18 protein-coding genes and 1 pseudogene are annotated in these 15897 nt (G+C 40.9%); 9 read left to right on the forward strand and 10 right to left on the reverse strand.

All coding sequences use genetic code 11. The features are described from left to right. Positions 1–18: 18 nt before the first annotated feature. Positions 19–1194, forward strand: coding sequence for an MFS transporter (locus ACJ9PY_RS03525; protein WP_411739495.1), 1176 nt, complete (start codon positions 19–21; stop codon positions 1192–1194). Positions 1195–1270: 76 nt separating this feature from the next. Here ACJ9PY_RS03525 and ACJ9PY_RS03530 read toward each other — a convergent pair whose 3' ends face one another. From ACJ9PY_RS03530 to ACJ9PY_RS03550, 5 genes are all read right to left on the reverse strand, one after another. Next, entirely contained in the window at positions 1271–2008 is a 738-nt protein-coding gene (locus ACJ9PY_RS03530; protein WP_411739496.1) for an amino acid ABC transporter ATP-binding protein, read from the reverse strand. Between the two features lie 29 nt (positions 2009–2037). Further along, positions 2038–2742 carry an amino acid ABC transporter permease gene (locus ACJ9PY_RS03535; protein ID WP_411740230.1) on the reverse strand — a complete coding sequence of 235 codons (705 nt, stop codon included), beginning with the start codon at positions 2740–2742 and terminating at the stop codon, positions 2038–2040. Next, positions 2726–3550, reverse strand: coding sequence for an amino acid ABC transporter substrate-binding protein (locus ACJ9PY_RS03540; RefSeq protein ID WP_369316020.1), 825 nt, complete (start codon positions 3548–3550; stop codon positions 2726–2728). Before ACJ9PY_RS03540 ends, ACJ9PY_RS03535 begins: the two co-directional genes overlap by 17 nt. Positions 3551–3877: 327 nt before the next feature. Further along, the gene (locus ACJ9PY_RS03545) at positions 3878–5449 is read right to left on the reverse strand and encodes an S-layer protein (protein WP_411739497.1); all 1572 of its coding nucleotides are present in this window, start codon (positions 5447–5449) and stop codon (positions 3878–3880) included. 238 nt (positions 5450–5687) lie between these two features. Further along, positions 5688–6272: a YjgB family protein gene (locus ACJ9PY_RS03550; RefSeq protein ID WP_268563741.1), complete on the reverse strand. Its 585-nt coding sequence runs from the start codon at positions 6270–6272 to the stop codon at positions 5688–5690. Positions 6273–6692: 420 nt separating this feature from the next. Here ACJ9PY_RS03550 and ACJ9PY_RS03555 point away from each other — a divergent pair, with 420 nt between their 5' ends. Beyond that, positions 6693–6905 (forward strand): hypothetical protein, encoded by a 213-nt coding sequence (locus ACJ9PY_RS03555; protein ID WP_411739498.1) that lies wholly within the window; start codon positions 6693–6695, stop codon positions 6903–6905. A gap of 247 nt (positions 6906–7152) precedes the next feature. Here ACJ9PY_RS03555 and ACJ9PY_RS03560 read toward each other — a convergent pair whose 3' ends face one another. The 3 genes from ACJ9PY_RS03560 to ACJ9PY_RS03570 form a co-directional block, all read right to left on the reverse strand. Further along, positions 7153–7623, reverse strand: coding sequence for a DinB family protein (locus ACJ9PY_RS03560; protein WP_095679880.1), 471 nt, complete (start codon positions 7621–7623; stop codon positions 7153–7155). A 543-nt stretch (positions 7624–8166) separates the two neighbouring features. Next, positions 8167–8583 carry an N-acetyltransferase family protein gene (locus ACJ9PY_RS03565; RefSeq protein WP_411739499.1) on the reverse strand — a complete coding sequence of 139 codons (417 nt, stop codon included), beginning with the start codon at positions 8581–8583 and terminating at the stop codon, positions 8167–8169. A gap of 134 nt (positions 8584–8717) precedes the next feature. Beyond that, entirely contained in the window at positions 8718–8903 is a 186-nt protein-coding gene (locus ACJ9PY_RS03570) for a hypothetical protein (RefSeq protein ID WP_411739500.1), read from the reverse strand. 217 nt (positions 8904–9120) lie between these two features. Between ACJ9PY_RS03570 and ACJ9PY_RS03575 the strand changes: the two are divergent. The 4 genes and pseudogenes from ACJ9PY_RS03575 to ACJ9PY_RS03590 all read left to right on the forward strand — a co-directional run. Beyond that, positions 9121–9499, forward strand: a pseudogene (locus ACJ9PY_RS03575) (DUF1731 domain-containing protein); the annotation flags it as partial. A 62-nt stretch (positions 9500–9561) separates the two neighbouring features. Beyond that, positions 9562–10755, forward strand: coding sequence for an LL-diaminopimelate aminotransferase (locus ACJ9PY_RS03580; protein ID WP_411739501.1), 1194 nt, complete (start codon positions 9562–9564; stop codon positions 10753–10755). 282 nt (positions 10756–11037) lie between these two features. Further along, positions 11038–11310: a phage holin gene (locus ACJ9PY_RS03585; protein ID WP_063577356.1), complete on the forward strand. Its 273-nt coding sequence runs from the start codon at positions 11038–11040 to the stop codon at positions 11308–11310. A 186-nt stretch (positions 11311–11496) separates the two neighbouring features. After that, positions 11497–11976, forward strand: coding sequence for a C40 family peptidase (locus ACJ9PY_RS03590; protein ID WP_034305456.1), 480 nt, complete (start codon positions 11497–11499; stop codon positions 11974–11976). 88 nt (positions 11977–12064) lie between these two features. Here ACJ9PY_RS03590 and ACJ9PY_RS03595 read toward each other — a convergent pair whose 3' ends face one another. Together ACJ9PY_RS03595 and ACJ9PY_RS03600 are read right to left on the reverse strand one after the other, a co-directional pair. After that, a complete protein-coding gene (locus ACJ9PY_RS03595; RefSeq protein ID WP_411739502.1) occupies positions 12065–12601 on the reverse strand; it encodes a GDYXXLXY domain-containing protein in 537 nt (178 codons plus the stop codon). Then, entirely contained in the window at positions 12594–13652 is a 1059-nt protein-coding gene (locus ACJ9PY_RS03600; protein WP_411739503.1) for a DUF2157 domain-containing protein, read from the reverse strand. The genes ACJ9PY_RS03595 and ACJ9PY_RS03600 overlap by 8 nt, the downstream gene beginning before the upstream one ends. A 232-nt stretch (positions 13653–13884) precedes the next feature. On the opposite strand from ACJ9PY_RS03600, the gene ACJ9PY_RS03605 reads away from it, so the two are divergent. The 3 genes from ACJ9PY_RS03605 to ACJ9PY_RS03615 are packed head-to-tail and all read left to right on the forward strand — an operon-like array spanning position 13885 to position 15543. Continuing rightward, positions 13885–14205, forward strand: a complete 321-nt coding sequence (locus tag ACJ9PY_RS03605) for a PadR family transcriptional regulator (RefSeq protein ID WP_034305446.1) — start codon at positions 13885–13887, stop codon at positions 14203–14205. Beyond that, complete coding sequence (locus ACJ9PY_RS03610; protein WP_063577354.1) at positions 14202–14756, forward strand: DUF1700 domain-containing protein; 555 nt, start codon at positions 14202–14204, stop codon at positions 14754–14756. Before ACJ9PY_RS03605 ends, ACJ9PY_RS03610 begins: the two co-directional genes overlap by 4 nt. Next, positions 14749–15543: a DUF4097 family beta strand repeat-containing protein gene (locus ACJ9PY_RS03615; RefSeq protein WP_063577353.1), complete on the forward strand. Its 795-nt coding sequence runs from the start codon at positions 14749–14751 to the stop codon at positions 15541–15543. The genes ACJ9PY_RS03610 and ACJ9PY_RS03615 overlap by 8 nt, the downstream gene beginning before the upstream one ends. Positions 15544–15897: the final 354 nt, after the last annotated feature.

Genomic DNA, 15897 nt, shown 5'->3' on the forward strand with positions numbered 1-15897 from the left:
TAAAAGGAGAAAAATATAATGGAAACAAAAAAGGTGTTACCCGTACTTTTTTTAGTGATGTTTTTAGTCATGGTCGGATTTGGGATCATCATTCCCGTCATTCCGTTCCTTGCTGAAAAGGTTGGTGGCAGTCCTACAGAGCTAGGCCTTTTAATGGCTGTTTATTCACTGATGCAATTATTTTTTGCCCCGATATGGGGACGTATATCTGACCGGATAGGGCGTAAGCCTGTCATGATTATCGGGATTGCTGGACTGGCCCTTTCGTTTTTCATCCAGGCTTCGGCAGATTCCTTATGGGTATTATTTGCAGCCAGAATCATTGGCGGGATTTTGTCATCGGCAAACATGCCAACCGCAATGGCTTATGTGGCTGACATCACGACGCCGGAAGATCGGGGAAAAGGGATGGGAATCATCGGGGCCGCCACAGGGCTTGGATTCATCTTTGGACCGGCGATTGGCGGGGTATTCTCCAAATCAAGTTTGAACTTGCCGTTTTACATTGCTGGAATATCCTCTTTGATTACTTTATTCTTAGTGATTGCAATACTGAAGGAATCACATACAGTAGAGAAGAGGGCCCAACAGTCAAAAAATAAAGAGTCCATGTGGAAAGCCTTTAGAGGGCCTCTTAAAACCATGTTCTTTTTGCAAATGATCGTCACCCTTTCAATGGCAGGACTAGAAACGACTTTCGCCTATTTTGCAGCCAAAAAGGCTGATATAAGTCTTGTGCAATTAGGCTATATCTTTATGATCATGGGGTTTGGGAGTGCGATCGTTCAAGGTGGATTAGTGGGCAGGATGACAAAGGAATATGGGGAAGGCGCGGTCATTCGAATGGGAATCATCGTCTCGGGAGTCGGTTTCATTCTCATCTTGTTTTCTTCCGGGTTCTGGACATCGGCGGTCTTCCTGACGATTTTCGGAGTGGGTAATGGGTTCATTCGGCCTGCCATTTCGGCACTGCTTACCAAAAGTTCCATGTCGGGCCATGGCAGTGTCACGGGATTGCTATCTTCCTTCGACTCGTTCGGCAGGATTGCCGGTCCTCCGATTGGCGGTTGGTTATATTCGATTTCGATTGATTTACCATTTATATCGGGTGCCATCCTTTCCGTTTTTGCTTTGATTCTTTTTCAGTTATACCATGCACGGACACAGACTAAACAGGTCCAAGCATCTCATTGATATAATGATGGGCAAAACCCCCCATTTCTAAAAATGGGGGGGCAGTTGCGAGCGGTGCCTGAATAGCACCGTTTTTTTATTGAATCATATTGAGGAATTTTCGTGTGCGCGCTTCTTTAGGGTTCGTGAAAATCTGCTCTGGTGTTCCCCGCTCCATTATTTTTCCTTCATCCATGAAAATGACTTCATCGGCGACTTCGCGGGCGAAACGCATTTCATGGGTTACCACGATCATTGTCATGCCTTCATCTTTCGCCAAGTCTTTCATGACCTGCAGGACGTCCCCCACTAGTTCGGGATCCAAAGCGGATGTGGGCTCATCGAATAGCATCACCTTAGGCTCCATGGCCAGGGCCCTTGCAATTCCGACCCGTTGCTGCTGTCCGCCGGACAATTGAAATGGATAAAAATCGATTTTTTCCCCTAAGCCCACTTTTGTAAGCAGGGCAGCCGCCGTTTCTTTCGCTTGATGTTTGGCTATGTTTTTTACAATGATGGGGCCTTCCATTACATTTTCCAATGCTGTTTTGTGAGGGAAGAGGTTATAGCTTTGGAAAACCATCCCTGTCAAACTGCGAAAAGAAGTAATCGAATTTTTTCTAACCGGTTTTTTGAAGTCCATTACCGTTTCATCGATTTCAATCGTCCCGTCCGTGGGCACCTCAAGGAGATTCAAACACCGAAGAAAGGTTGTTTTACCTGAACCGGAAGGACCGATCAATACAATGACTTTACCTTGCTCCACTTCCAAATCGATGCCCTTTAATACTTTAAGGTCACCAAATGATTTATGAAGATTCTTAATGTTGATCATTTTAAAATCCCCTTTAACTACTGCGGTTCTTATTTTGCTACATAACGATTAAGTCTCTCCTCTAAACTTCCTTGAATGAAAGATAGAATGGTGCACAAAATCCAATATAAAGCAGCTGCTTCCATGTAAAGTAGTAAAAATTCATAGTTTTTTGCAGCGATTTCCTGGGCTTTACGGAATAATTCCGTTACAAGAATGAGTGATGCAAGCGATGTATCTTTCAAAAGGCTAATGAACGTATTGGATAATGGGGGAATGGATACCCGTGATGCCTGCGGCAAAATGATCCGCTTTAACGCTTGGGTATATGACATCCCGATCGAATAGCCTGCTTCCCATTGCCCTTTTGGTATCGATAAAATGGCCGCTCTTATAATTTCCGAAGCGTATGCTCCAACACTTAGTGAGAATCCGATAATAGCCGATATGAAAGGATCGATGGTTACACCTAAATTTGGAAGTCCATAGAAAATGATAAATAATTGCACAAGTAATGGTGTCCCGCGGATGATCGACACATATACTCGCGCAATTATTTGAAGAATCCTCATGGAAGATAATCTAGCCAATGCTGTGAGTACAGCAAGAATAAGGCCGAGAACAAATGAAATTAGTGTTAGTGGAATCGTATATTGAATAGCTCCCTCTATCATTGGATAGAGGGAGGTTTGAGCGATGGAAACAAGCTGGTTCATACGCTCGGGGTCGGTGAAAATATTACTTAGGAGAAACATCTTCACCAAACCATTTATCCGAGATTTTCGCGTACGTGCCGTCGTCTTTCATTGCTTTAAGTGCTTTGTTTACTTCTTCCACTAATTTGCCGCTGTCTTTTCTGAACATTAAACCACTGGCAACTCCGGTTTCTTCCTCATCAGCCACTTTGATAGGTGCATCCGGGTGTTGCTTTTTATAATCAAGGTACGATAATTTGTCATTGATCGTCGCATCTACACGTTTAGAACCAATAAGCTGTACGGATTGAGAAAATCCTTCAATTCCTGTAACTTCAGCACCATGAGATTTGGCTAGATCATTGTAATTACTCGTTAAAGATTGTGCAGAGGTCTTGCCTTTCAAATCATCGAAGGATTTAATATCCGAATTATCTTTGTGTACAAGCAATACGGCCCCTGATTGAATATATGGGTCAGAGAAATCATATTTCTTTTGACGGTCTTCATCGATGCCCACTTGGTTTGCGATCATATCAAAACGTTTAGCATCCAAGCCTGCGAACATGCCGTCCCATTGTGTTTCCTTGAATTCAGCTTTCACTCCAAGGCGTTTTGCCACTTCTTTGGCAATTTCAACATCAAACCCCGTTAGTTTATCTGAATCATCGTGGAATGTGAAAGGTGGGTATGTACCTTCTGTTCCAACAGTTAATACGCCATCTTTTTTGACTTTATCATATAGACTTTCTTGTGATGAAGATTTATTGTCGGTATCGTTTGCCTCATTTTTGGTATTGGTACCACAAGCGGTAAGTACAACCGTGAAAGCTAACAATAGCGATAAAAGTGCAACCATCTTTTTCATTTGGGTAAACCTCCTAGTAATCTGATAGGGATTGATACTCTGTGATACTATACAAGAAAAGGAAAAAAGTCAATGAAAATAACTTACACCATTAGTGTTAATGAAACTTGGTGAATTATACGGATTTTCACGCATTGAGGTAAAATAATACTAAAAGAAAGGTGTATTCGTTATCCGAGAAAGGATTTTAAAGAAAGGGAAGTGATCATTAAGAATCAAGGTGAAAAAAAGCCCCATCCACGTCAATTATTAGCAAAGTGGAAAAGGGCGTTTTTGGGGCCGGCCAGAACTATTGCAGTATTCTTTTTAACTTAGTGTTTACCATGATTATTTATCCTCTACGCTGACGAATATAGGGTTTGAATAAAACCAAAGGTCTTTATAGTTACGATTGTTTATTTCTGAAAAACGCGTTTCGTTATCCTCGATTTCAGTCTTTTTATCGATCAGCGGTTCACCGTCCATCGTTTCTCCAGAGACATTTTCCCCTAGGTTCGTGCCGCGCAAACGGAAATATTGATCCTTATCGGCTTTGACTTTGTAAGTGATGGCATGAAAACCATCGCGATCGGTTTTCCAGTCTTTACTTGTAAAGCGTTTAACCACTTTTGTCGTATCATTGGTGGCTTTATTGTAAGCAGGTGTTCCAGGCTCTGCTTTCCCGGTTACTTCACCGGAAATCAGATCCACGTGATCTACCTTGACGGGGTCCCCGTTATTGTTCTTTTCGGGGCTCTTAAATCGGACGGTGATCTTGACCATCTGTCCTTCCTTCACTTTAAGGTCCCCGCCCATATCCACCGTATTGTTTCCGTTTTTAGCTTGGAATTCAAGGGCATCGATCAAATCACCAAAAACGGAGAAGGATTTTCCGGATCGCATGCCATCAAGGACAGATTTTATTGATGAGTCATTTACCCATGTATAATTCTTGGAATATTCTCCTGGCCAGTAACCGCTTGAGTATAGGCGGTTTTCACTGATTTCAAAATGGGAGTCCGAATTGGAAAAATTCCAGAACTTACGACCTTCCCCAAGTAGCGCATCCCATGCACCTCCTACCTTAGCAAGCATGTAATCGGAACCGCCATAGGTCCGGTTTTCCGGTGTTGTCAGATTTAAACCGCCTCTATCCGGCTCCAACTGGTTACCTGGCATACCTTCAAATCCGAACATGACATCCGGGGCGATATTGTTGAAGTCGCGAAAATCAGATATGCTGTACACCCTCTTTCTTGATGGATGGTTCAATATGGCATAACTTGTATTCTTATAATTTTTTTCGAGCCATGCCAATGCCGTTCGGGCATCCTCGGATGTTTTATTGGCTCTTTGATCCTGTGACTTCCAAATGACTACATCCTTAGGATCAAACATCTTTTCATCCTGGTTGGTGAACAGATATTCGAACTGATTGCCAGCTTTCAGACTTTTAGGCGAGCCCGGCTGATCTCCCAAAATGCCTATGCCGACATGCTCGTATGTGGGCATGTCCCATTCGAAGCCTGAAAAGATGACTTTATTTTTAAATTTGCCCTCTTTTTGCAGTTGTTTTATTTTTGGGGCTTGATATTGAAAGATTCCCTGAGACAACGGTATCGGCCCTCCTGGAATCAAATTACCTTCATCATCCCTTGAAGACATCCTCAAGTGATCGGAAATTCCCATCCAATCCATGCCATAATTATCAAATGCGTTATTCAGCAAGCTTTCAAGGCTCTGTGATCCCTCGGCATCATCGGACTGAGTGGTATGGGCATGATATTCCCCCTTCATCCATCTGCCTCCTGGATTTGTCTGATTGTCTTCTGCATCTTTTGCTGAAATCGCCGGAAGACCCTGAAAAAGGATGGCCAGGCTTAGAACCGATACTGTGAAAGTCCTGAACTTATTAATCATTTTACTGACACCCTCCATATATTGAAATAATATTGAACAAGCTAATTTTATTGTAAAAATATTAAGAATCCGTTTGGAGTGAGTATGGTTTATGTAAATGAATGAAATGATTGCTTCAATTATATGCTTTGGTGCAGTGACAGCGGTTGGAAGTTGAAGGGGAAGGGGGTAAGCAAAAAAAGGCTGTAGAGAAAATTTTCTTTCTCTACAGCCTGCGACACCTATTTTATCGTACATATTATTTAGCTTCGAGTAGATTGATATGATCTACAGTTTGATTTTCACCGACAATGAATTGCAGTTCATAATTCCCTGTCTTGTAAATGTAGTTGATTTCATTCGTACTGGAAATATGGCGAATTTCGTCAGCACTGCCGAGTTGATTTCCTAATACTTTAGGTGTGATGCTTCCTAGATTATGGTCCCGTTCCACATTTGTCCCGAAATATCGGATTTGTGAGATGGTCTTGTCAGCGTTATAGGCAAATGCAAAACCTGGATGCCCCATTTCTGCATGGTAATAGTCGAAAGTTTCATCTGTGTTACCTGGTTCTGGGGGAGAACCAAATGTCTCATATACTTCTTTTTGGGTGTTTTCATTAATTTTCAAACCCATGGCTGTATAAGGCATTTCTCCTGAAAAAGCTTTGTTGTAGATTTCATGTAAGGTGGTAAGAGCGTGATCCTTAGCTATGGCAGAAGCGGAATCCATTGTGGATGCAGCCTCAACAGGTTCTGTTGAAAACGATGCACCTGCCCCTAAAAGAGAACCGGTCAGAATAAAGGCGCTGACCATTTTGGCCGCCGGTTTTTTTGATAACATTTCTTATCCCTCCTCTATCATTACTTTTCCACAATTTTCTTGCATGAAACATTTTCTTGAAGATAATTGGATTGTTTGATCATGGTGGAGCATCAGGGGATTTATAAGCTGCATCTGCGGCAACAGTTGATTTAAAGTAAACATATCAAGTTGATCTCTAGAATCATGCTTAGCAAGCATCCTCATCACCACAAGTTTAAATACTTCCATTTAAAACAATAAAGAGTGCCTGAAGCGGAAATCAACATCCAAATCGTACAAGCAATAAAAACTGCAGTCCATGCAGACCGGTCCCCGCAGCTTGTAGGCGGAAAACAAATCTTTCATCAAATCAACCCTCAACTCCCGGGTATGGGTTCTAACTAAATGCTAATACAAAGTTGATTGGTGCGGAAGGTACGAGACTCCTGCGGGAAAAGCGTGTCTAGGGGAGACCCCGCAGGCTTAAGCCGAGGAGGCTCCCCGACTGCCCGCGGAAAGCGAGTGCCTGAAGCGGAAATCAACGTCCAAATCGTACCAGCAAAAAAAACTGCAGTCCATGCAGACCGGTCCCCGCAGCTTGTAGGCGGAAAACATATCTTTGATCAAATGATGTTCTCAAACCAACCTACAACTCCCGGGTATGGTTTCTAACTAAATGCTAATACAAAGTTGCTTGGTGCGAAAGGTACGAGAATCTGCGGGTAAAGCGTGTCTGGGGGAGACCCCGCAGGCTTAAGCCGAGGAGGCTCCCCGACCGCCCGCGGAAAGCGAGTGCCTGAAGCGGAAATCAACGTCCAAATCCGTACAAGCAAAAAAAACTGCAGACAAACACGATTTTCATCGAGTTGCCTACAGTGTGGTGCTTCAGGATGATGAAACACCTTTGAAAATGATTTGATTAATCCCAAACGCTTATTCTAGGGACTCCAGCAGTTCTTAAATAGTCCAATAATTGACCAGTATGTACAGACTCATGATAAGCGATTCTTAGCAACATGTCTCCTAAATCCCTGATATATCCAACATCAGAGCGATCAATTTTAATAGTGGATAAGTCGTCTTCGCTGAAGGACATGATTGTTTCCAAAAAATCACGCCTGTATGGTTCAGCAAAGTTTAATTCCGCTTCCACGGAGATAAGCGGCTGTTTTTCATATGGTGATTCATAAACTGGTAAGCTGCCTTGATTTTTAATGGATAAATGATAATAATGCTCACTATCAAGGACATGTCTAACCATTTCTAAACAGCTCATTGCCTTGTCGTCCGGTTTCCAATGGAGTGTGCCTTTAGGTATTGAAGTCCATAGTTTAATGTTTCTTCTTCTAACCTCTTCCAGATTTAAGATGATTAGTTCTATCGATTTCATTATATCTCCCCTTTTAGAAGGTATACACTCACTATACAGGAATGGGTTTATTTTGAAAATATAGAAAAATGTTATGACAGGGTAATGAATTATTGCGATTCCTTCCAATATAGTACCGCTCCAGTTTTATTCAAAAAGATAAACATATGATAGGTTCACTAGTGTTTACTGGTTGACCTTTTTAATGGGAACTCTACGATCAAGCCTAGGAATGACAAACGTTGCATACTGTTTTTTTAATAGAGTTGCCTTGAATATATGAAATGTTGCAGAAAAAAGAAGCATCGGAGAGTGGAGTAAGATTATAAGTAAGGTTGAAGAGACTGCAGGGAAAATGCCTATGAATCCGTGTAGAATTTACAGGCTTTCCTTCCCTAGTTATTCATTGCATGGAGGAACAGGGAATTCATATATCCCTATAATCCTATTCCCGCTTATTTGCATTGGTATCAGGAATTAAATTCCAGTTAATAGGGGGTGAAACAGAATGTATTTTGATCGATCTTTCTTCTTATTTACGCTATAAGCTTCAAGAGAACCTTCTTAAATCAGTGATTGAATTAGAATGTCATCATGATAAATAAAAATCGGTTTAAAACCAAGGGCTCTAAACTTTTGCAATGCTTCATGGTTATTTTTGTTCACGAAACCGGACACTACAAGGATTCCTTTATTTCCCACATATTCTACCAATTCGGGTAAAAGGGCTTGCAGAATTCCCTTTCCTCTATATTTTTTGTCAATGACTACATAATTAATATGAGCCACTTTATATAAATAAAGATTATAACAAATGAAACCCACTACTTTACCTTTATCATTACAAATCACAAGTACCTTGTGTGACTTTTGCAGAATTTCATTCACTTTATCGGAAGAAACCCGAAAATTTTTTACGGTGATATCCGTTAATTTCTTTATATCCTTTTTAGGTTTCCAGTCTCGAAAAAAATACATCATAACTTCTCCTTTATCTCTATTAGATATAACAGTTATTCACTAGACATATATAGCTGGTACATGTAAATACATAACACGGAATCCCTTTAGATCAGTCCAAAGGGATTCCATGTTAATCTCAAAAAAGCAACCTTCTAATTTTCAAATTCTTTGACAGAAGTGGGTTGCTTGATGGAAGTAGGTTCCTTAATTGAAGTACCTCTATTATTGTTTAATAAATTTTGTAAGACTTTTCTCAAGGCAGACCTAAGGCTGCTATTGCCAGTTCCGGAATTACCAGTTCCAGAATTAACAGCTCTTCTTAGCTTTTTGTTTGACACTGAAATCATCCCCTTTGTTTTATAAATTTCCACATTACTAATTTATGTGTAATTTTCCCTTTTGCTTGGACAAGTTCACCAATTATTGCACAGCGGCAGGAGTTGCTACCATTTAATGTAATAACATGGTGTGATTTATGTGAATTACTTCACATAGAATGCGCTCGTTATTATTCATACTATTAACTCATAAACGAAAGTGGTTGGTTATATGCGAGATGGGGGAGTGATGACCCCATATAGGAATTTGGTTAAATTCGGACTGGGAGGCCATAAAGGATCAGGAAATCAGAAATTCAGTTGGATACATATAGAAGATTGTCCATTTTCTAAGAAAGAATCAGGAGCTGAGCGGGGTGTTCAACTGTTCATCGCTGCATCCAGTTACAAATCGTGAATTGATGGCTCATTTGAGAAAGCTCATGAATATTCGGATTGGACTTCCCTGTCCAACTCCCATTCTTGAAATGGGGACCGAAACGGAATTGATATTAAAAAGACGGTGGGTCATACCTGAGAGATTGGAAAAGGCGGGGTATGCATTTAAATTCGATCATCTTGATGAGGCTCTCGAACAGATACTGATGAAGTCTTAAAATACTCGTGAAAGATTGCTATAATGATAGATAGAAAATCATTAATGGAGGGGAAAGGCAGAATGAATATGACTCCATCTGAAAAAGTCGGAAGATTCACAACAGGAATATTTTCAGAGTTGGCGGCCCGCAAGCAGGATGCAATGAAACGGGGGCAGGATGTTATCGATTTGAGTGTAGGAAGTCCGGATTTACCCCCGCCTGATTTTGTAGTGGATACGCTTGTGAAATATGCGCAGGATCTCAATTCTTACGGGTATACGTTAAAAGGTACGCCTGAATTCAATGAGGCAGTCCGGTATTTTTATCGGATGCGTTATGGAGTGGAGCTGGATGCAGAAAGGGAAGTCCTCCAACTGATGGGGTCACAGGATGGCCTTGCACACTTGGCAACGGCGATGATAAACCCTGGAGATTATGTACTGGTGCCAGATCCGGGATATCCAATTTATGAAGCGAGTGTGGAACTTGCCGGCGGAATCATTCATCCGATGCCGCTTACTGCCGAAAATGGATTCCTGCCGCAGCTCAACGAAATTCCGGATGAAATACTGAAAAAGACGAAAATGATGATCATCAGTTATCCAGGAAATCCTGTCACGGCCCTTGCTGATGAGACTTTCTTTTCGGACGTTATATCGTTTGCGAAAAAGAATGAAATAATGGTGGTTCACGATTTTGCTTATTCGGAATTGATTTTTGATGATCATCCGCAAATTAGTTTTATGTCCATTCCTGGTGCAAAGGAAGTGGGGATTGAATTTAACTCACTTTCCAAAACTTTTAATATGGCCGGCTGTCGCATTGGGTATGCAGTGGGCAATCAAGAGGCGCTGAACATCCTGGGAACGCTGAAATCACACATCGATTATGGGGTTTTTTATCCTATTCAAAAAGCTGCCGAAATGGCGCTAACTTCCAATCTTTCGCTGCTATCCGAACAGGTTAAGGAATACCAGTCCCGACGTGATGCCTTGATTTCAGGTCTTGCGGAAGGGGGATGGCATGTACCGAAAACAGCAGCTACGATGTTTATTTGGGCCCAAATTCCTGCTGGCTGGAAATCACGGGATTTTGCCTATGCATTGATTGAAAAAGCAGGGGTAACGGTCGTTCCAGGCGATGCTTTTGGGAAGCAGGGTGAAGGGTATGTCCGGATGGCCTTGGTCCAGCCGGCCGAGAGATTGACTGAAGCTGCTGAACGGATCGGAGTGTTTTTGCAGGAAAAAATGGAGTGTGAAAAATCTAGCATTTAATATATTCAGGTTTTAAGAACGTTCGATCACGGGCACGCTAAGGAATATATAGAGCCTGAGGAAGCTGTTACTTACTTGTTAAAGTGTGGCGCTCTCTAGTGTTTTTAAGAACTACTTTGAAGGTCCATCCTCTGATGGGCTTTTTTTATGTTTATGGGAAACTAGCGTGATAGATTATGAATGGAATTTCCGAACGTAAGAAGGACAAGCCGCATAAAATATAGCAGGTCCGCGACAATCTTCCATGAAGCGGACTTAATAGGATAGAGAGGGGGAAAAGCAATGATCAACTGGAAAGTGCGTCTTAAGAACCCTACGTTTATATTCACTGTACTCCTTCCTGGGCTTTTAATATTGGCGCAGATGGTTGCCGCGTTCATAAACAATTTCATTACTCCTATAGGCTTTACCATTACTGATGATGCATTGAACGGCGCTTTAGGCATCATTAACTTCATAGCGCTTACATTCTTTGGGGTCGGCGGTGTGGTCGATCATACAACTAAAGGTTTAAGTGACAGTGAAAATGCACGACAATACAAGGAACCTAAGTAATGGACACTATTCTTTCAGTTACTGAAAAGTAGAGTATACCAGATAGCCCCGTATTAGCTAGACAACGGCGTTATCTGGTTATTTTTTTTGCAGGGATGACGATCGCCGAAAATGATTTGGTCTAAAAACCGTAATGTAACATACATTTAAAATTGTGGTTCATTTTCAGTTTGGGGAGGAAAAAGGATGAGTTATCGTTTACCAGTTTCAAAATGGTTTGCAGCCATAGTTTTAGTAGGGGCATTATTGACGGCATTCATATTCAGTCCGGCTAATGCTTCAGCCTCTATCAATTATGGTGATGAAGTTGCCGCTTTGGCAAAGAAGCAGGTGGGAAGCAAATATAAATATGGGGGGACGACCCCTAAAGGGTTTGATGCTAGCGGTCTTACCCAATATGTATATAAAAATGCCGCCACAGAAATGAAGATTCCAAGAACGAGTGCGGACCAGTATAAAACCGGAAAGGCCGTGAAGCAAAAAGATTTGAAAGCGGGCGATTTGGTCTTCTATGCGACAGGTAAGAAAGGGCAGGTCTCTTTTGTAGGAATCTATTATGGAAATGGCACATTTGTCGGGACCACCACCAAAGGGGTTAAAGTGGTCAAAATGAGTGATGAATATTGGAAAGAAAAATATATAGGGGCAAAACGGGTCATTAAGTAACAATCTGAATTCCACATGATAATAGTCCAGAAAACAAAAGAGCATCGAAAAACCGATGCTCTTTTTGCTAGTCATATCCGGGGGCCATTCATTCAATGATGATATCGGTTAAAACAACATGGCCATTACGAACTTTTACGACGGCCACTGAAGGATTGGCCAATGCTTCCTTCTCCATTTCCTTTGCCTTTTCTTCGGATGCGAAATAATTGTCCAGACCGTATCTGATCTGAATGGTTTTAGCATTTTGCAGGTCATAAGGGACTTCCAGTTCCCCTTTTAGGTACACGCCTTCGCTGGGTTTTTCTTTCGTTACGTAATCGACAACATATAGTCCATCCTTATTTTGTTTTAAACGTACATATACCTTTTTATAATCACCCATATTCCTTATATTGAACTCGGTTTTAATCGAGTCATCGACTTGCGACGGCTTTACTGATTCAATTTCGTATTTCAAAGCCACATAGCTTCCCCTAAACAAATCAGTCGGGTCGACCGGGGCTGTTTTGATTTTGATTACATCTCCTGTCATTGTTGTCCAGACCGGGGGAAATGCCAAGATTAACAAAATCAAGACTGGAATGGAAAATACGATGAGTGGCCGGAATGATGGATTACTCATTGAGTTCCCCTCCTTTTTTTCGTTGGTTTTCAAAGAAGAAGCCAAAACCGATGAGCATGATTCCACCGATGATGAATGTAAGCGATTTTGGCAGGAAGTCAAAGGAGTAGATGTAATATCTGAAAATCAGTGCACATAATATCACGATGCTGGTCAAACTGCCTTTTAGAATCAGATAAAGCAGAAAAACGAAATAAGCTATAGGAAACCAGATTGAAAAATCAAAGGTAAGGAAGAGTGCGGTTAAACCATGTAAGATATGCCCTTGTATGTGTGTGATGTTTTGTAATTTTGCTCTTACCGGAATATAGGCAAGCACGATACCCAGTACAAACAAGATGGAAAGGACAATCGTATTCGAATTTTCAAACCCTAGTTTCGGCACGAATTCCATAAGAAATAAGGCAATTGTATTGATGGCTAAAGCGTTAATGAAAAAGGTCAGATAATTAGGGTAATCGAATTTCTTTAACAGAATGTATAAAGCCGGTAGAAACACAAGAATGGCAAGCGGATAAGATGTTTCATCAACAAATATACTTCCATTCAAATAAATGAAAAGCAGGAAAGATGTAAAAAGGAGGATGAAAACATCCTTCAAATAGTATCCAATGAATACCGTTCCAATCGCCCATAATAAAAAGGAATTGTTGAAATTGATGCTAATGTTAAACATCTGCTCGACTAGAAATATCCCTGCACCAAAGATCAGGATACCTGCATAATGCAGACTTCGTGACGTTTTGGGAAAGCGTGCCTGCACCTTCACGCCAGCAAAGTTCACTCCGATTAGGCATGCAATGATAAGCAGGAATTTAACCGCTTTACTTAAATAGATCCAGTTGCTGGCTACGAAGGTCAATACGCCTAAACCTAAAAGAAGTGCCCCAATGGATAATAGAATCGTGATGAAGTTCAAATTGCCTTTTACATCATAGGAACCTAACATCCTCACTTTCTCTTGCCGGGAGATGACTCCTTCCTTTTCAAGGTAATTAAATTCATGTTCAAGAAAATCGAATTGCTTCTTTGTTATTGCTTTGTTGGCCAAAGTAACTCCTCCTTCCACATTTTACTATTATACATCGTATTCTCTTGCGGCTTTGAATATAATGCTAATTTTCTTCTACCCTTATTAGAATGCGTGTAAGACATAAAAATATTTATAGTACCTTGCAATGAACAGTACCATGTGGTAAATTATTCACATAAGATGTATTGTTCGGTGTTCAGTACTGTTTATTAAACTATACTGAAAAACTCTTGGAAGGAGTGAAGGTGCTATGAATGTACAATTTAAGAAAGGTGTCCTGGAACTGTGTGTTCTGGTGTTACTGGATAAGCAGGATCGCTATGGGTATGAACTTGTACAGAAGATTTCGGATCAAATTGAAATATCGGAAGGGTCGGTATATCCACTTTTAAGACGATTGACGAAGGAAGAGTATTTTACGACATATTTGCAAGAATCAACAGAAGGGCCTCCGCGCAAATATTATACATTAACCGAAAAAGGACGGAGATACCTTCAAGAACTGCTGATGGAATGGAATGAATTTTCCAATGGGGTCAACCAATTAATCAAGGAAGGTGTGAACCAATGAATAAAGAACAATTTTTAAAACAATTGAATGCCTCTTTAACCAGACTTTCCTTAGAGGAACGGGAAGATATCCTTCAAGATTACGAAGAGTATTTCGAAATTGGAATGGAAGAAGGGAAGTCAGAGCAGGAAATCTCCAAATCCCTTGGGAATCCTAAACAGATCTCCAAGGAACTGATGGCAACCTATCATCTTGGTCAGGTTGAACAAACGACTTCTGCAGGTAATGTTATGCGGGCAGTTTGGGCAGTCATTGGTTTGGGGTTCTTTAATTTAGTGATCGTTTTGGGACCATTTATAGCCTTGATCGGAGTTGTCATTGCAGGGTGGGTTTCGGCGATAGGGTTCATTCTTGCTCCGCTTGGCGCTCTGTTTAACCTTGTGTTAGGTAACTTTCAATTATTCGATCTTTTCTTCGCATTGGGACTATGCGGGATTGGCATTTTCATTGCCATGGGAATGTTTGTCGCTACGAGTGCTTTAACTAAAGGATTCATTCGCTATTTAAAATTTAACGCTTCCCTTGTGAAAGGCGGTTTGAAAAATGATTAATGTAAAAAAATTATCGATCATTGCACTTGTATTGTTATTGATCGGGGTAATAGGAAGTCTGTTTACGTTTTCCCAAATGACGAATAAGGAAACGACTACAGAGGAAAAAACGATTTCGGAAATCGTGACGGACATTCAGATCGACGCTGACAATGCAGCTGTGGAGATTGTGCCAACGAAGGATAAGGAGACCAGGATAGAGTTGGTTTCAAAAGGGATGGATGTTTCCAAGTTGGATTTCACTGCAGATGTGGAAGGGAAGAAGCTTTCGGTACAATTAAAGGATCGACGTACGTTTAGCTTTGGTTTTCATATTCAATCCTTACATTTAAAGGTGTATGTGCCTGATGAATCTTATAAATCCTTTGTCGCCGAATCCGATAATGGAAAATTGCAAATATCAGGATTGAAAAGTGAAAATCTAAATGTGAAATCTCAAAATGGCCGGGTAGAATTAAATGATATAATAACCGAAAAAGTTGAAGTGAAATCTGCTAATGGAAAAGTAGAGCTTAATAATGTGGAGGGAAAACTAGTTGGTTCATCGAATAACGGTAAAATCACATTAGTCACGAAAGACTTGGATAGGCAGATCGAACTCGAAAGTAATAATGGTAAAATCATGATCAAAACGGAGAATGAACCGACGAATACAACTTTCGACGTTCATGTTGACAATGGGAGAGTGGATATCCTTGGTAAGTATGAGGGCGATACTGTCATTGGCAAAGGTGAAAATCTAGTTAAATTGGAAACGAATAATGGGAAAATCGAGATAACGAAATAGTCGTGAAGCATGAAAAGCCGATCCAATTGGGATTGGCTTTTTTCAGTTATGCATCCCCTTTACTTAAGGAGATAAGGAAAAACATTTAAAGTTTTTCCTTTGAGATGTTTTTGGAATTTAATAAGATAGGGTGTAGAACCATCCTTCACTTGCAGAATGGTTGTTTCAGGGGATGTTTTATGAAAATTTGAATGTAAGGAAAATCCATTATGCTGGAGGGATGCGTTTCAGCTAAGAGCCGTTACGGATGAATAGAGGCAATGGTTTAATGCATTACAGCATGGAGAATCTAAATTATTGGTTCGCATACGGAAGGTAAGTGGACGGAAATGATCATGAAAGTTAAAGGGGGAG

The organism is Peribacillus sp. S4 (assembly GCF_046715815.1).
Taxonomy (GTDB): domain Bacteria; phylum Bacillota; class Bacilli; order Bacillales; family DSM-1321; genus Peribacillus; species Peribacillus frigoritolerans.

Bases quoted from the DNA above. Each gene is read 5' to 3' on its own strand.
- ACJ9PY_RS03525 (WP_411739495.1), top strand. From the start codon at position 19: ATGGAAACAAAAAAGGTGTTACCCGTACTTTTTTTAGTGATGTTTTTA.
- ACJ9PY_RS03540 (WP_369316020.1), bottom strand. From the start codon at position 3,550: ATGAAAAAGATGGTTGCACTTTTATCGCTATTGTTAGCTTTCACGGTT.
- ACJ9PY_RS03530 (WP_411739496.1), bottom strand. From the start codon at position 2,008: ATGATCAACATTAAGAATCTTCATAAATCATTTGGTGACCTTAAAGTA.
- ACJ9PY_RS03565 (WP_411739499.1), bottom strand. From the start codon at position 8,583: ATGATGTATTTTTTTCGAGACTGGAAACCTAAAAAGGATATAAAGAAA.
- ACJ9PY_RS03605 (WP_034305446.1), top strand. From the start codon at position 13,885: ATGAATGTACAATTTAAGAAAGGTGTCCTGGAACTGTGTGTTCTGGTG.
- ACJ9PY_RS03535 (WP_411740230.1), bottom strand. From the start codon at position 2,742: ATGTTTCTCCTAAGTAATATTTTCACCGACCCCGAGCGTATGAACCAG.
- ACJ9PY_RS03580 (WP_411739501.1), top strand. From the start codon at position 9,562: ATGAATATGACTCCATCTGAAAAAGTCGGAAGATTCACAACAGGAATA.
- ACJ9PY_RS03615 (WP_063577353.1), top strand. From the start codon at position 14,749: ATGATTAATGTAAAAAAATTATCGATCATTGCACTTGTATTGTTATTG.
- ACJ9PY_RS03590 (WP_034305456.1), top strand. From the start codon at position 11,497: ATGAGTTATCGTTTACCAGTTTCAAAATGGTTTGCAGCCATAGTTTTA.
- ACJ9PY_RS03595 (WP_411739502.1), bottom strand. From the start codon at position 12,601: ATGAGTAATCCATCATTCCGGCCACTCATCGTATTTTCCATTCCAGTC.
- ACJ9PY_RS03610 (WP_063577354.1), top strand. From the start codon at position 14,202: ATGAATAAAGAACAATTTTTAAAACAATTGAATGCCTCTTTAACCAGA.
- ACJ9PY_RS03585 (WP_063577356.1), top strand. From the start codon at position 11,038: ATGATCAACTGGAAAGTGCGTCTTAAGAACCCTACGTTTATATTCACT.
- ACJ9PY_RS03560 (WP_095679880.1), bottom strand. From the start codon at position 7,623: ATGAAATCGATAGAACTAATCATCTTAAATCTGGAAGAGGTTAGAAGA.
- ACJ9PY_RS03550 (WP_268563741.1), bottom strand. From the start codon at position 6,272: ATGTTATCAAAAAAACCGGCGGCCAAAATGGTCAGCGCCTTTATTCTG.
- ACJ9PY_RS03545 (WP_411739497.1), bottom strand. From the start codon at position 5,449: ATGATTAATAAGTTCAGGACTTTCACAGTATCGGTTCTAAGCCTGGCC.